We start from the raw sequence: 15,481 nt of genomic DNA on the forward strand, positions 1-15,481 counted from the left end.
GCGGGTACGCCCCGCGTCACTGCTGGTAGGGGATCGATGGCATAGCCTCGGTCGAGACGTCGTCGATCTGGAGCGCCAGGGGGCCGCCGTGGCGTTTTCTTCGTGCGACGTAGACGACGATGCCGATGACGAGCCACGCCGTGCCGAGGACGAACGTGAACGGGGCCAACGACGTCCACAGCCAGGCGACCGAGACGAACCCGATGATCGGCATGATCAGATGCCGGAGCAGCCCCCATCCGCTGCGCAGCTTGAGATCGAAGAAGAGCACCTTGGCGGTCGCGAGGTTCACCATGGCAAAGGCCACGAGTGCTCCGAAGTTGATCATGTACACGGCCTGGTCGAGAGTCACGAAGAGCGCGACCAGAGCGATGACGGAGACGACGATGGCCGCCACGTATGGAGTGCGGAAGCGTCGGTGCAGCTTCGCGAGCGCGGGGGGAAGGATGCCGTCGCGGCCCATCGCGAACAGCACGCGGCTCACGCTCATCTGCGCTGCCGTGCCGCAGAGCACGATGCCGACCGTGTTCACGATGACGAACACGACCATCAGCACGTCGCCTCCGGCCTCCTGCATGAGCTCGGTGCCTGCCGCGTCGAGGTTGTCGAGCTGCGTCCAGTCGGGGGCGATGAGGCTGCCGGCGACCGAGAACGCCAGGTAGCCGAGTCCGGCGAAGAGCGTGGCGAGCACGATCCCCTTGGGGATCTTGCGGCGCGGATCGTGGGTCTCCTCGGCGAGGGTGGAGACGCCGTCGAACCCGAGGAACGCGAAGGCGACGATCGCCGCCGCGGCCAGGATCGGGCCGAGTCCGCCTTCCCCGATCGAGAGCGGACGCGTCACCGACTCCAAGGTCAGGCCGGGGGCGTTGAGCACAGCCAGAACCAGGAACACGATGATCACGAGCACCGACGCGACGATGACGACGAAGTTCATCCGCTTGAACCACTTGACCCCGATGATGCTGAAGAGCGCGACGATGAGGATGCAGATGAGCGTGCCGACCCACGTGGGCACCGCGGTGAAGAGGCTGTTGAAGTAGAGGCCGAAGAGCAGGAAGTTCACCATGGGGAGGAAGAGGTAGTCGAGCAGCATCACCCAGCCGGTGACGAAGCCGACGGCCGGCCCGAAGCCGCGCGTGACGTAGGCGTAGGCGCCGCCCGTGATCGGGACGTGTGCTGCCATACGGCCGTAGCTGTGCGCGGTGAAGAGCATGATGACGATCGCGGCGACGTATGCGGCGGGGAGGTGCCCGTCGCTCCGCTCGGTGGCCGGGCCGTAGACGGAGACGACGGAGAGCACGCCCATGGAGGCGAGCCCGTAGCCGATGAGGGCCGGGAGGCCCAGTGCGCGCTTGAGGGTGCGCGGACGCGTGTCCTCGACTGGTGTGACGGTATCGGTCATGCTCAGGCTCCTTTGCGTGGGGGATGCACCGATGTCAGGCAGAGCCCGAACATCACAGATGGTATGCCAAACGCTCCAGTCTGAACAGGTATATGGCTGAAATAGCAACACGTGGCCATAATGCCCGATCTTTCTGGAATACAAAAGCAGGGCGTCAGCAGGGCACGGGAGGCCTATACGATGAAGGCGCTGGCCGCCCGCACCTCGATTGACTGAGCGGGCCCGGCAGCACTACGAGGAGGCAGGTGATCGTGGAGGCGGCAGATCCAGACGCGGCGCAGGGAGACTCGGGCACTTCCATCTCTCAGGGTGAGCGGGTGTACGAGTGGGTGCGCGACCGCATCATCGACGGAAGGCTGTCCACGGGGAGCCGAGTCCGCGAACGCGAAGTCGCCGATGCGCTGGGTGTCTCGCGCATCCCCATCAGGGAGGCGCTGCCCCGGCTCGAAGCGGAGGGCTATATCCGCACGCTGCCGCGCCGCGGGGCAGTGGTCGCCCCGATGGAGCGCACTGATGTGATCGAGCTGTTCGATGTCCGCGCGTCGCTTGAGGTGCTCGCCGCGCGCCTCGCTGCCACGAGGTGCGCCGCTGGCGAGTCGGGTGAGAAGCTCGAAGCCGCCCTCGGTGTCGCCGACCGCGCCGTCGGTTCCTCGGATGGGACGCGCATCGCCGACGCCACCTCTGACTTCCATGACACGGTCGTCGAGCTGGCAGGCAGTCGGTTGCTGCAGGACCTCCTGCTGCCGGTGCAGGGGCGCGTCAAGCGCCTCTTCCACATCGCAAGCGAGCGTGACGACGACGAGGTGCACCGCGAGCACCGCGACCTTTGCGACGCGATCGTGCGCGGTCAGGTGGAGCGGGCCGCGGCGCTCGCGCTGGCGCACGTGGAACGCGGGCGAGCTGAGACGCTGCCGCTGCTCACTGGGCCCGCCTGACCGCTTCGGCGGCTTGCCGCGCGTGCGCGAGCTCACCGCCCCATCACCAACCCTGATGCCCGGGATAACGCATCCCGGCTTGGCTGATGGCGCCGCGCGCGGTTGACTTATGTCACGAACGCACCGAAGCGTCGTGAATTGGAGACCACCCGTGACATCGTCGTCCGAAGGCCTGACCGCCGACTTCGCTCTTGCCCGCTTCAGCGTGGGGAAGGGGAAGCCGCAGCTCGGACTCGTCGCGGCCGGCCGCATCCGCCCGCTCAGCAGCGAAGAGCTCGGCGCCGACTCCCTCAACGACTTCCTTGCCGAGGCGCCCGCCTCGTGGGACCGCCTCGCCGAGCTCGCGCAGACCAGCGGCAGTGACGACAGCACCTGGCTCGCCCTCGACGACGCCACCCTCGAAGCGCCCGTCGAGCCCCGCCAAGTGCTGCAGACGGGCGCCAACTACCGCACGCACGTCATCGACCTCGTCGCCGCCGGCCGGGCGAAGAACGACCCGCGCCCCATCGAGGAGCTGCGCGAGTGGGCGGCCGAGATGATGGATGCGCGTGCCAGGGACGGCGAGCCGTACTTCTTCATCGGCCTCCCGACTGCGGTCGCCGGTGTCGACGCCGAGCTCGAGCTGCCCGGCTACAGCGACCAGCACGATTGGGAGCTGGAGCTTGCGGTCGTCATCGGCAAGCGCGCCCACCGAGTCTCCCGCGCCGACGCCCTCGACCACGCGGCCGGCTACACGATCGTCAACGACATCTCGACGCGCGACCTCATTTTCCGCAAGGACATGAAGGAGATCGGCACCGACTGGTACCGCGGCAAGAACGCGCCAGGCTTCCTCCCTACCGGTCCGTTCCTCGTGCCAGCGCAGTTCGTGACCGACCCGCACTCGCTCACGCTGAAGCTGACGCTCAACGGCGACACGATGCAGGACGCCGTCACCGACGACCTCCTCTTCGACATTCCCGCGCTCATCTCGGCCGCATCCGAGAACATGCCGCTCCTCCCGGGCGACCTGCTGCTCACCGGCAGCCCCGCGGGCAACGGCATCGTGCACGGCCGACTCCTCCGCGGCGGCGACGTCATGGTGAGCGTCATCGAGGGCCTCGGCACGCAGACCACCAGGGTGCGTGCGGAAGCGGTGTCGTCATGACCTCGGTCGCCGAGACGACCGGTGCCGGGGGCGCCCCCGCGGTCACGGGGACCCCCACCGACAACCCGGCCGAGCTCGACCGCACCGACCCCACCACGGAAGTCGCGCGCGCCGCGCAGACCTACCGCAACTGGGGTCGCTGGGGCGACGACGACCGCATCGGCACGCTCAACTTCATCGACGACGCCAAGCGCGCAGCCGCCGCAAAGCTCGTGCGCACGGGCCGCAGCTTCTCGCTCTCGCAGCCCTTCGACATGAACGGCCCACAGATGGGGTGGCGTCGCCGCACGAACCCCGTGCACACGATGCTCGACACGGGCACGGATGCACAGCTCGCGAACCAGGGGTTCCCGCACGGCCTCGGCGGGGCTGACGACGTCATCGCCATGCCCCTGCAGTGCTCCACGCAGTGGGACGGCCTCGGCCACATCTTCGACCACGGCTACGCCTGGAACGGTCGCCGTTCCGGTGAGGTCGTGACGAGTGACGGCGACCTCGTCACCGGCATCGAGCACACCGCGGCCGAGATCGTGAGCCGCGGCGTGCTGCTGGATCTCGGCAGGCACCTCCGCGAAGACGGGGAGCTCGAGGACGGCTACGCGATCACGACCGCCGACCTCGAGTCGTGCATCCGCGCGCAGGGCGCGACCGCCGCCGTCGGCCGTGGCGACATCGTGCTCGTGCGCACCGGCCGCTACGCCCGCGCCCAGCGCGACGGGTGGAACGGCTACGCGGGCGGCCCAAGCGCCGGGCTCTCCTTCACGACGGCCGGCTGGCTGCACCGCAGCGAGATCGCCGCGATCGCCACCGACACGTGGGGCTTCGAGGTGCGCCCCAACGAGTTCGACGACGCCTTTCAGCCGCTCCATCAGGTTGTCATCCCCAACATGGGGCTCACCATCGGCGAGATGTGGGACCTTGAGGCGCTCGCCGCGGCGAGCGCCGAGGACGGGGTCTACGACTTCCTCCTCGTCGCCCCGCCGCTGCCCATCACCGGCGCCGTCGGGTCTCCCGTCAACCCCATCGCCATCCGCTGAGCAGCCCCCGCCGCACGGCACGCACACCTTCAACGTCAACGCAGACGCAGAAAGCAGGACCATCATGAGTGCAGTTTCCAAGGTCGCCATCGTCGGAGGCGGAGTCGCGGGCATGGTCTCAGCGATCATCCTGGCCGACGGCGGCGTCGAGGTCGACGTCTACGAGGCGAAGTCCGAGGTCACGGCCCTCGGCTCCGGCATCACCCTGCAGGGCAACGCGCTGCGCGTCTTCGACCAGGTCGGCATCTGGGAGCGCATCCAGGAGCAGTCGTACTCGTTCGACGAGGTCAGCATGCGCGCCCCCGACCCGGCGGGCACCGTCATCGCGAGCCTCACCGAGACCCGCACGGGCGGCCCCGAGTACCCGGCGACGGCCGGCATGTACCGTCCCGACCTGGCCAAGATCCTGGCCGAGCGCGCCCTCGAAGTCGGCGCGCGCATCCACTACGGCACGACCGTCACGGGCCTCGAGCAGGACGCCGATGGTGTGACCCTGACGACGGATGCGGGCGACACCTCGCGCGTCGACCTCGTCATCGGCGCAGACGGCCTCAACTCGCCGACCCGATCGCTCATCGGCATCGAGACCAAGCCCGAGCGCACGGGCATGGGCATCTGGCGCGCCTTCGTCGAGCGCCCCGCCGAGGTCACCCACACCGACCTCTACTACGGCGGCCGCTGCTTCATCGCCGGCTACTGCCCGACGGGCGAGAACAGCATCTACGCCTACCTCGTCGAGAAGGCGCAGGACCGCACCGGCCTCACGCCAGCCGAGAGCGTCGAGATCATGCGCGACCTCGCCGGCAGCTACGGCGGGCCGTGGCAGGAGATCCGCGACTCCCTCACCGAGTCGGCCCGCGTGCACTACACGCTGTTCACGTCGCACGTCGTTCCGGATGCGTGGAACCGCGGCCGGGTCGTCATCATCGGCGACGCCGCCCACAGCTGCCCTCCGACCATCGCGCAGGGCGCGGCTCAGGCCTCCGAGGACGGGCTCGTGCTCGCCACGATGCTCCTCGAGAGCGACCAGCTCGACCAGCAGTTCTGGGACGACTTCCATGCCCGCCGCATCCCACGCGCATCGCACGTCGTCGACGCGTCCACGACCCTCGGCCAGTGGCAGCTCGAGGGCAAGCGCGACGGCAACGTGCCCGCCCTCATGGGCGGCGTCGCGCAGCTCGTGGCGGTGCCGGCATGAGCGGGGCGAACGACGTGACTGCTGACAGCCGTGCTTCTGGCACCGCCGGCCAGGTCGTCGACGTCCACGCGCACCTCCTCATCCCCGCCCTCCAAGGCTCGGTGCAGGGCCGCGACCCCGAGGGCTTCGCCGCCGCCGGCGAGCTCGAGGCCAAGCGCAACGGGCCGGAGAGCCTCGCCGCATCCGGTGCCATGATCAAGTCGCGCTTCCCGAAGCTCATCTCCCTCGAAGAGCGCCTCGCGGTGATGGATGCGCAGGGCGTGGATGTGCAGCTCGTCTCGCCCTCGCCCAGCCACTACTACCCGTGGGCGGGCGAGGAGCTCGCCGTCTGGGCGGCGAAGGAGGCCAACGCGGCCATTGCCGAGCACGTGGCCGGTGCGCCCGAACGGCTGCGCGGGCTCGGACTCGTGCCGCTGCAGCATCCGCACCGTCTCGTCGAGCTGCTCGACGACGCCGTGCTGACCAACGGCCTGGCCGGGGTCGAGCTGTCGTCATTCGCGGGTGACGTGGAGCTCAGCGACGAGCGCCTCGACGACTTCTGGCGCCGTGCCGAGGAACTCGAGGCGATCGTGTTCCTGCACCCGTTCGGCTGCAGCCTCGACGAGCGCCTCGACCGCTTCTACCTCTCCAACACGGTCGGCCAGCCCGCCGAGAACGCGGCCGCGATCTCCCACCTCATCTTCGGTGGCGTGCTCGACCGCTTCCCGAACCTCGTGCTCATCGCGGCGCACGGCGGCGGCTACCTGCCGACGTTCATCGGCCGCTCCGACCACGCCTGGGAGGTGCGGCCCGAGGCGCGCACCTGCCTGCGCGCACCGTCCACGTACCTGCGGCAGCTGAGCTTCGACTCGCTCGTGCACACGCCCGACGCGTTGCGGAACCTCGTCGCCGCCGTCGGCGCCGACCGGGTGCTCCTCGGCTCCGACTACCCCTTCGACATGGGCGTCGAGAACCCCGTCGAGCGTGTCCACGACGCGGAACTCGGCGCCGAGGACGAGGCGCAGATCCTGTTCGGCAACGCCGCGCGGCTGCCCCGCGTCTGGAACGCTGTGGAGGCGAGTCGGTGAGATATGCCAGGTGGATGCACGACGGCAGCACCCACGACGGGGTCGTCGTCGCGCACGCGGGCGGCGACCGGTTGCTCGCGTTCGCCGACGGGTTGACCGTGCTCGGCGCGACGAGGCTCGGCCTCGACCGCGCCAACGCGATCGCGGCCTCGCTCATCGAGGGCGCCTGGGCGGACGGTTCCCTCGGTCTCGCCCCGTCGCTCGCCGACGTCGAGCTGCTCGCCCCCATCGAGGCGCCGAGCGTGCGGGACTTCGTCGCGTTCGAGGAGCACGTCGAGGGCGTCGTCAAGTCGATCGACGGCGACTCGGGCGTCGTCGCCGAGTGGTACGACGCGCCCACCTTCTACTTCACCAACCCGCACTCGCTTGTGGGCAGCGGGGCGAGCATCCGCCCGCCCGTGACCAAGCGGCTCGACTTCGAGCTCGAGGTCGCCGTGATCGTCGGCGCGGTGGACGGCAGCGAGGGGGCGAACCTCGACGAGGCGGTCGCGGCCGGCCACATCTTCGGCTACAGCGTCTTCAACGACTGGTCGGCGCGTGACATCCAGTCGCGCGAGATGAAGGTGCGCCTCGGACCCTGCAAGGGCAAGGACTTCGCCGCGACGCTCGGGCCGTGGATCGTCACGGCCGACGAGCTCGCCGACGCGCACGACGCCGACGGCTTCCTCGAGCTCGAGCTGCAGGTGCTCGTCAACGGCGAGCTCATCGGCAGCGACCTGCTCTCGAACATGGGCTGGTCGTTCCCGCAGCTCCTGGTCTACGCGTCCCGGAACTCGCGGGTCGTGCCGGGTGACGTGCTCGGCTCCGGCACCGCTGGCAACGGCGGATGCCTCGCCGAGCTGTGGGGCCGCGCGGGCTCGCTCACGCCGCCACCGCTCGCGGAGGGCGACGTCGTCGAGCTGCGCGTCGAACGCATCGGCGACATCAGCAACGTCATCAGTGCGGCCGTCGACGCCGTGCCGGTTCCCCGCGCACGGACTGCGTCGCGGGCACGAACGAGAGGACGCGTGAGCGCATGAGCGGCACGAACTTCGGCACGAGCCCAGCTCCGGCCGCGAACGACGTCGTCATCGTCGCCGCCGCCCGGACCCCGCAGGGCAAGCTCAACGGGCAGCTCTCGACGCTGACCACCCCGCAGCTCGGCACCGCCGCGATCAGCGGCGCGCTCGCACAGGGCAGCATCGACGCGTCGCTCGTCGACGCCGTCCTCGTCGGGCACGTGCTCTCCGCCGGAGTCGGGCAGAACGCCGGACGCCAGGCGGCGCTCGCCGCGGGCATCCCAGCGTCCGCGCACGTCGCCTCCATCAACAAGGTCTGCCTCTCGGGGCTGACCGCCGTCATCGACGCCGCCCGGCTACTGAAGACCGGCGACGCGCAGCTCGTCGTCGCGGCCGGCATGGAGTCGATGAGCCAGGCACCGCACCTCCTCGCCGGCTCCCGCAAGGGCTGGGCGTACGGATCGGTCGAGGCGCTCGACCACATGGCGCACGACGGGCTGACGGATGCGGCCTCCGGGCAGAGCATGGGCCTCCTCACCGAGCAGTACAACACGAGCCTCGGCATCACGCGCGAGGCGCAGGACGCGGTCGCCGCGCGCTCCCACCAGCGCGCCGCCGCGGCCGTGGATGCTGGGCTCTTCGACGCCGAGATCGTCGCCGTCGATGTGCCCGCGCGTCGCGGAGACCCCGTCCGGGTGAGCCGCGACGAGGGCATCCGCCCCTCCACAACCGCCGAATCGCTTGCCGGGCTGCGCGCCGCCTTCGCCGCGGACGGGACGATCACGGCAGGCAACGCCTCGCCCATCTCCGACGGTGCGTCCGCGGTTGTCCTCACGACTCGCGCGTTCGCCGACGCGCACGGCTACGACGTGCTCGCGGTCGTCGGCGCAGCTGGCCAGGTCGCCGGACCAGACGCATCGCTGCAGTCGCAGCCATCACGAGCGATCGCGCGGGCCTGCGAGAAGCAGGGCATCGCGGCTTCGTCGCTCGATCACATCGAGATCAACGAGGCCTTCGCCGCCGTCGTCGTGCAGTCGCGGGCCGAGCTCGGCGTCGCCGACGAAGTCGTGAACCCGCACGGCGGCGCGATCGCCCTCGGCCACCCGATCGGAGCATCCGGTGCCCGAGTCGTCGTCCACGCCGTGCACGAGCTCGCCCGCCGAGGCGGCGGAACCGCGGCCGTCGCCCTCTGCGGCGGAGGCGGCCAGGGCGACGCCCTCATCCTCACCCGCTGACCCCCTGATCGCTGATCGCTGATTGCTGAGTCGCTGACCGCTGACCCGCTGACCGCTGACCGCTGAGTTGCTGCCTCGATGACGGTTGCTTGGATGACGGCTGACCCCACCGGTTGCCCTTGACCCGACCCCCACTTCTTCCGTCTCGGGATGGCTTTCTCGCTTCGTGCTGGCGAACTTTCCGCAACGAGGTGAGGAACCCATCCCGAGGTTGGGGCGGGTGAGTGCGCCGGGTGGCGTCGCCGCCGAGCGAGTTTCGGGATGGCTTTGGCGCTTCGGGGTGGCTTGCAACCCATCTGCGTGAGCGGAACCCATCCCGAAGTGGCGCGGTGGAGTCGGCGGGGTGGGCCGGTGGCGCTGCGCGACGAGTCTCGAGGTGGAAACCTCGCTTCGTGCTGGCGAACTTTCCGCAACGAAGTGAGAAACCCATCCCGAAGTAGCCGCACCGCACCGCACCGCACCGCAACCGCAACCGCAGCGGCAGCGGCAGCCGCAGTCTCCGCGCGGCGCCGCCGACCTACGCGGCCCCGGTCTCCGCCTGCATGGCGGCGCCGGCCTGCGCGAAGAGGCGCCGCATCCACGCGTGCTCTGGGTCGCTGTTGTGGGTGGGGTGCCACCAGAGGGCGGCCGAGATGGGGGTCGCGTCGAAGGGCGGCGCGAGCACGCGGAACCCTTCGCGGGGGATGAGGACGTCGGTGAGGCGCTTCTGCATGAGTGCGAGCCGGTTGGTGCCCTGGACGAAGTGGGGGAGCACATGGAACCCCTCGACGACGGCGGCCACGGTGGGTTCGATGCCGAGCTCGCGGATCTGCCTGCTCGCGGAGGTGAACGCTGACCGGGAGAGGTAGTTGAACACCCAGGGGAGCTCGGCGATGTTGTCCATCGTGATGTGCTCGCCGACGTGCGGGTTGTCGTCGGTGCAGATGATGCGCCATTCGTCGGTGAAGACGTCGCTGTAGGGAAGGTCGCTGAGGAAGCCGTGGGGGATCATCATGGCGTCGACGGAGCGGAGCTGCGCGATGGCGTCCTCGACGATGCTGGGGTTGTGCATCCGGAACCGGAAGCGCACGCCCGGAGCGGTCTCGGCGGCGAGCTTCGAGACCGCGGCGCCGATGGTCGCGAAGCCGTAGTCGGAGCCGAGCACTGTGAACTCGCGTGTGGACTGCGTGGGGTTCCACTCGGCTTGGCTGTCGAACACGCGCCTCGCGGAGTCGAGGGCGGTGGCGGTCAGCTCGCTGAGCCGGACGGCGAGGGGTGTGAGCTCGTACGTGTTGCCGGTGCGGGCGAGGATCTTGTCGTTGAAGTGCGTGCGCAGTCTGCCGAGGGATGCGCTGAGCGCGGGCTGGCTGAGGTGCAGCCGCTCGGCGGCTCGGGTGACGCTCCGCTCGGTGAGAAGGGCGTCGAGCGAGACGAGCAGATTCAGGTCGAGCCTGGACAGCGGTGTTTCTGAGGTCACGTCGTTGTGCTTCCGGATCAGGGGTGTGGCGCCAGCATATCCGTCTGGGTGATGCGCTCGGAGGGTTCCGCGCCGACAGTTATGCGGAGCATCGCAACTACTTATGTGTGTTTTGCGCACAAGCCTGCCAGACTGAACCCACGCTCCGGCACAGCCGGAGGATCTTCGACAACGCTGTCAAGAAAGGCAAACAATGTCTCACTCCCGTAACCAGCGGATGCGCCTCAGCGCAGCACTCGCCCTCCCGGTTGCCGGTGTCCTCGTCCTCTCCGGCTGCGCAGGCGGCGGAGACGGCGGCGGCACCGGAGAAGGCGGAGCGACCGAGTTCTCCCTCACGTACGCAACCTCGAACAACTTCGAGAACCCATACGAGGCGCTCGCGAACGCGTACATGGAAGCAAACCCCGACGTGAAGATCACGCTCAACCCGCAGCCGAACGACCGCTACGGCGAGACGCTCCGCACCCAGCTGCAGGCAGGCAACGCCCCCGACGTCATCCAGACGGCTCCGGGTGCAGGCCAAGGTCAGGCGGCGCTGAGCCTCGCCGAGGCCGGATTCCTCGCCCCTCTGGACGACGCCGTCTCGGGCGTGCTTCCCGAAGGGCAGGAGGCGCTCTTCACCTATGAGGACCAGATCGTCGCCCAGCCCGTCGATTTCACCGTCTCGGGCTTCGTCTACAGCAACGCCTCGGCTGACGCGGCCGGCATCTCCAGCTTCCCCGCCGACGCAGGGGCTCTTGTGGGCGGATGCTCGACGCTCACCGGCGAAGGCAAATCCATGATCGCGCTTGCGGGCGCCGCAGGGCCGAACACGGGCATGACTGCTCTGTCCATCTCGGCCAGCCGCGTCTATGCGGACACCCCCGACTGGAACGACCAGCGCACCGCGGGCGACGTGACGTTCGCCGACTCGCAGGGCTGGAAGGACACTCTTCAGACGGTGGTCGACCTCAATGAGGCTGGCTGCTTCCAGGCGGGATCTCAGGGTGCCGGCTTCGACGTCATCACGAACAACATCACGCAGGGCACCTCGCTCGGTGCATTCCTTCCTGGTTCAGCTGTTCCGGAACTCCTCTCGGCAAACCCCGACCTGGACTTCACCATCGAGGCCTTCCCGTCTGAAGCGGGTAAGAAGCCAGGCGTGCTCGCCAGCTCGAACTACGCTCTCTCGGTCAACGCAGCCAGTGAAAAGCAGGAGGCTGCGCAGGCCTTCCTCGACTGGGTAGCCCAGCCTGAAGGCGCCAAGATCTTCTCCGACGTCTCCGGAGCCCTCCCCATCACCGGGCTCGAGGACTTCCAATTCGAAGGCACCGCGTACTCGGGTGTCGAAGAACTCCTCAAGAACGGCGAGTTCACCGCGCTTCCGATCAGCTTCTGGCCGAACCCCTCCGTCTATGAAGCACTGCAGACCGGCGTCCAGGGCCTGCTCACGGGTCAGACGAACGTCGATGGAGTCCTCGCATCAATGGATGCCGCCTGGGGTTGATGGCCGACATCGTCAGGCCGAGCCTCAACCGCATCCACGAGTAGCAAAGGAACCAGTTCATGACTGCGACACTGCACAGCGACGGCAAGACCGAGTCTGCTGCTGAAGATCAGTCGCCCACGGGGAAGGGTGGCAAGAACGCCACCCTTCCCCGCAAGGGGCGTCCACTCCTGCAATTCGGTCACTGGTGGTGGGTGCTGCCCGGGCTCGTGCTCGTAGCGTTCATCCACTACGCCGCGACGGCCGCCGGAGGCTTCTTCGCGTTCACGAACTGGACCGGCATCGGCTCGTTCACGTTCGTCGGCTTCGACAACTTCGCCGACATCTTCGCCGACCCGACCAAGATCGGCGCCGTCGGGAACACCCTGTTCCTCGCGTTCGGCTCCGTCATCCTCACCAACGTCGCGGGCCTCATCCTGGCCCTCGCGCTCAACCGCGGCCTCAAGAGCCGCTACATCCTCCGCACCCTGTTCTTCATGCCGGTGGTGCTGAGCCCCCTCGCGGTCGCCTACATCTGGAAGTTCATCTTCGAGTTCAATGGCCCCCTCAACGCCTTGCTCGGGACGCTCGGCTTCGCCGAGTACCAGAAGGCCTGGCTCGCCGACCCGAACTGGTCGATCTGGGCTGTGCTCATCGTCATCGTCTGGCAGAACACGGGCTTCACGATGGTCATCTACATCGCAGGCCTCGCCAGCGTGCCCGTCGAGATCGAAGAAGCAGCCGCGATCGACGGCGCCAGCCTCTTCCAGCGGTTCTGGTACATCACGCTGCCCTCCATCCGCTCGGCCGTCGCCATCGCGACGACGCTCGGCCTCGTGAACGGCCTGCGCATCTTCGACCAGGTCATGGCCCTCACGGGCGGTGGGCCGGCTGGTGCCACCGAGACACTCGCGACCGAGGTCTACAAGCAGACCTTCTCGCTCGGCAACTTCGGCTACGGCGCCGCGCTCGCGCTCATCCTCACCGTCATCATCCTCATCTTCGCCGTCATCCAGCAGAAGCTCACGGCCGAACGCCCCGAGAAGGGACGCTGACATGTTCAGGTACACCAAGTTCACGCTGATCAGGGAAGTCGCGGTCTGGCTCGTCGCCATCGTGTTCCTGCTGCCGTTCTACTTCCTCGTCATCACGGCGTTCAAAAGCGACCAGGAGGTCTTCTCGACCTCCGCCACGGAGCTTCCCTCGACATGGACGGTCGAGAACTTCGCCAACGTCATGACAGCGACCGGCCAGTCGAACGTGCTCCTCGGCCTGCTCAACAGCATCATCATCACGGGCGGCACGATCCTCTGCATGGTCATCCTCGGGGCGCTCGCCGGCTACGTCATCACCCGCAGCACGCGTCGCTGGACCCAGGTGTCGTACTACATCTTCCTCATCGCAATCATCCTGCCCACGCAGCTGGGCACCGTCCCCCTCTACATGGGGGCCCGCGCGCTCGGCCTGACGGGCTCGCTGTGGGGCATGATCGTGCTCTACACCGGCATGCTCCTGCCGCTCGCGATCTTCCTCTACGCCAACTTCTTCCGCGGCCTCGGCACGGACTACGAGGAAGCCGCGTCAATCGACGGGGCGAGCCCGACCCAGGTGTTCTTCCAGATCATCCTGCCGCTCATGGCTCCAGCGACGGGAACCGTCGCGATCCTCGCCGGCCTCATCGTGTGGAACGACTTCTTCACGTCGCTCATCTTCCTCGGCGGCTCCGACTTCCAGACGCTCCCCGTGGCGATGTACTACTACGTCGGTTCGCTCGTCTCGCAGTGGAACCAGATCTTCTCCATCGTCATCATCTCGATGGTGCCGATCCTCATCTTCTACCTCGTCGCGCAGAAGCAGTTCATGCAGGGCTTCGCCGGCGGACTCAAGCACTAGGAATCGAGACCTCTCATGGCAACGCAAGACACCCTCCTCAGCGAGCAGAGCCTCTTCCCGCACCCGGATGGCGCCGCGCTCAGCCTGCAGCTGCCCTGGTACCGCAGCGTCTGGCTCTCCTCGGTCACGGGCCTCGCGCTCGAGATCGACGGCACGCCGATCGACGCGTCGAAGCTCCGCCTCGAGCACCGCGGCGCGAGCTACCGCCTCGACGAGATCGCCGAGCAGTCGGAGGTGCTGTGGTTCCTGCAGGACCGCCCGCGCCTCATCGTCGAGCTCGACGAGCCGATCGCGGACGGCAGTGAGCACAGCATCCACCTCGTCGCCGACCTGCGGCTGCCGTACATGCAGATCAAGCCGGGCAGCGAGACCGAGCCCGGCCTCTACGTGCCGAACCACGTCGACGTCACCCGCACGCTCGTGGCCAGCGAGGCCGCCGAGGCCGCGACGACCCCGTACTTCGAGGCATCGGCAGCGGATGCGCTCGGCGAGTTCGCCGAGCCGCGCGAAAGCGACCCGTTCAAGCTCGGCCTCACCCTCTACTCGGCCACTGCCGAGTTCGCGGCCGGCTGGTACGACTTCGACTCCCTCCTGGCTCGCGTCGCGGAGCTGGGCGTCGGCCCCGGCATCGAGATCGTCGCCTCGCAGATGGTGCCCACCTACCCGCACGTCTCCGACGAGTTCGTCACGAAGTGGCGCAGCGCGTTCGACAAGTACGGCTTCGACGCCAGCTCGTTCGGCGCGAACCTCGACATGGGGCGCAACCGCTCCCGCGACATGAGCCTCGACGAGGAGTTCGAGTTCACCGAGACGCTGCTGCAGTCGGCGAAGAAGCTCGACTTCCCGCTCGTGCGCATCCAGAGCGCGAAGCCGGAGCTGCTGCGACGCATCCTGCCCATCGCCGAGCGGCTGGACCTCAAGCTCGGCTACGAGATCCACGCACCGCTCGGGCCGAACGCCGAGCCGATCGTGAAGGTGCGCGAGGTCTTCGAGGAGTTCGACTCCCCGCTGCTCGGCTTCGTCGCCGACTTCTCGTCGACCATGCACAGCATGGCGCCGACACTGCTGCGCTCTGTCAAGAAGCGTGGCCTCGACGACGCCGCGACCTCGAAGCTGCAGGAGATCTGGCGCACCGATGTGCCCATGCGCGAGCGCCAGCAGGCGTTCATCGCGTACCTCGAGGGCCGCGGCATCAACCCGGGCATTCTCGGCTCGCTCGCACACCTGTCGTTCAACATGCAGGGGCGAGTGGATGTGCGCGAGTGGTCGGACATCATGCCGCAGATCCTGCACGTGCATGCCAAGTTCTACGACATCGACGAGAACGGCGACGAGCCGGCCATCGACTACCGCGCGATCACGGAGGAGTTCGTGCGCGGAGGTTTCTCCGGCTACATGTCGAGCGAGTGGGAGGGACACGCGTTCGCGGACCTCGGCGAGGTGGACCCGCTGGTGCTCGTGCAGCGCCAGCACGCCCTCATCCGCCGCAGCATGCGCGAGGTACAGGCGCTCGCCTGACCCGAGCCGCGCTCCAGCTGACCAGACGTGGGGGTTGCGCACGTGAATCCGGTGATTCACGTGCGCAACCCCCACATCTGCGCTTGGAGGGGCGCGGGAGGAGTGGGTGGAGGCGAGGGGTGAGTGGCGC

13 protein-coding genes are annotated in these 15,481 nt (G+C 68.3%); 11 read left to right on the forward strand and 2 right to left on the reverse strand.

The genetic code is table 11. From position 1 onward, the window contains the following. Positions 1-16 precede the first annotated feature (16 nt). Positions 17-1,402: an APC family permease gene (locus HDC34_RS16055; RefSeq protein WP_179557771.1), complete on the reverse strand. Its 1,386-nt coding sequence runs from the start codon at positions 1,400-1,402 to the stop codon at positions 17-19. Between the two features lie 251 nt (positions 1,403-1,653). Here HDC34_RS16055 and HDC34_RS16060 point away from each other — a divergent pair, with 251 nt between their 5' ends. From HDC34_RS16060 to HDC34_RS16090, 7 genes are all read left to right on the forward strand, one after another. Beyond that, positions 1,654-2,337 carry a GntR family transcriptional regulator gene (locus tag HDC34_RS16060; protein WP_179557772.1) on the forward strand — a complete coding sequence of 228 codons (684 nt, stop codon included), beginning with the start codon at positions 1,654-1,656 and terminating at the stop codon, positions 2,335-2,337. A 151-nt stretch (positions 2,338-2,488) separates the two neighbouring features. After that, complete coding sequence (locus tag HDC34_RS16065; protein WP_308807380.1) at positions 2,489-3,484, forward strand: fumarylacetoacetate hydrolase family protein; 996 nt, start codon at positions 2,489-2,491, stop codon at positions 3,482-3,484. Further along, complete coding sequence (locus tag HDC34_RS16070; RefSeq protein WP_179557774.1) at positions 3,481-4,521, forward strand: cyclase family protein; 1,041 nt, start codon at positions 3,481-3,483, stop codon at positions 4,519-4,521. Before HDC34_RS16065 ends, HDC34_RS16070 begins: the two co-directional genes overlap by 4 nt. A gap of 64 nt (positions 4,522-4,585) precedes the next feature. Further along, on the forward strand, positions 4,586-5,719 hold the full coding sequence (locus HDC34_RS16075) for an FAD-dependent monooxygenase (RefSeq protein WP_179557775.1): 1,134 nt from the start codon (positions 4,586-4,588) through the stop codon (positions 5,717-5,719). Positions 5,720-5,733: 14 nt separating this feature from the next. Next, entirely contained in the window at positions 5,734-6,786 is a 1,053-nt protein-coding gene (locus tag HDC34_RS16080; protein WP_308807381.1) for an amidohydrolase family protein, read from the forward strand. Further along, complete coding sequence (locus HDC34_RS16085) at positions 6,783-7,805, forward strand: fumarylacetoacetate hydrolase family protein (protein ID WP_308807382.1); 1,023 nt, start codon at positions 6,783-6,785, stop codon at positions 7,803-7,805. The genes HDC34_RS16080 and HDC34_RS16085 overlap by 4 nt, the downstream gene beginning before the upstream one ends. Continuing rightward, a complete protein-coding gene (locus HDC34_RS16090; RefSeq protein ID WP_179557777.1) occupies positions 7,802-9,019 on the forward strand; it encodes an acetyl-CoA C-acetyltransferase in 1,218 nt (405 codons plus the stop codon). Before HDC34_RS16085 ends, HDC34_RS16090 begins: the two co-directional genes overlap by 4 nt. 517 nt (positions 9,020-9,536) lie before the next feature. Here the strand turns inward: HDC34_RS16090 and HDC34_RS16095 are convergent. Then, complete coding sequence (locus tag HDC34_RS16095; protein ID WP_179557778.1) at positions 9,537-10,475, reverse strand: LysR family transcriptional regulator; 939 nt, start codon at positions 10,473-10,475, stop codon at positions 9,537-9,539. 193 nt (positions 10,476-10,668) lie between these two features. Here HDC34_RS16095 and HDC34_RS16100 point away from each other — a divergent pair, with 193 nt between their 5' ends. Genes HDC34_RS16100 through HDC34_RS16115 form a run of 4 tightly spaced genes read left to right on the forward strand, consistent with a single transcriptional unit; the run spans position 10,669 to position 15,351 of the window. Further along, positions 10,669-11,961, forward strand: a complete 1,293-nt coding sequence (locus HDC34_RS16100; protein WP_179557779.1) for an ABC transporter substrate-binding protein — start codon at positions 10,669-10,671, stop codon at positions 11,959-11,961. A gap of 59 nt (positions 11,962-12,020) precedes the next feature. Continuing rightward, entirely contained in the window at positions 12,021-12,995 is a 975-nt protein-coding gene (locus tag HDC34_RS16105) for a carbohydrate ABC transporter permease (RefSeq protein WP_179557780.1), read from the forward strand. A gap of 1 nt (position 12,996) precedes the next feature. Beyond that, positions 12,997-13,833 (forward strand): carbohydrate ABC transporter permease, encoded by an 837-nt coding sequence (locus HDC34_RS16110; RefSeq protein WP_179557781.1) that lies wholly within the window; start codon positions 12,997-12,999, stop codon positions 13,831-13,833. 15 nt (positions 13,834-13,848) lie between these two features. Further along, positions 13,849-15,351 (forward strand): DUF6379 domain-containing protein, encoded by a 1,503-nt coding sequence (locus HDC34_RS16115; protein WP_179557782.1) that lies wholly within the window; start codon positions 13,849-13,851, stop codon positions 15,349-15,351. The last annotated feature ends 130 nt before the right edge of the window (positions 15,352-15,481 follow it).

Origin of the sequence: Pseudoclavibacter sp. JAI123 (genome assembly GCF_013409665.1) — a bacterium.
Classification (GTDB): domain Bacteria; phylum Actinomycetota; class Actinomycetes; order Actinomycetales; family Microbacteriaceae; genus Pseudoclavibacter.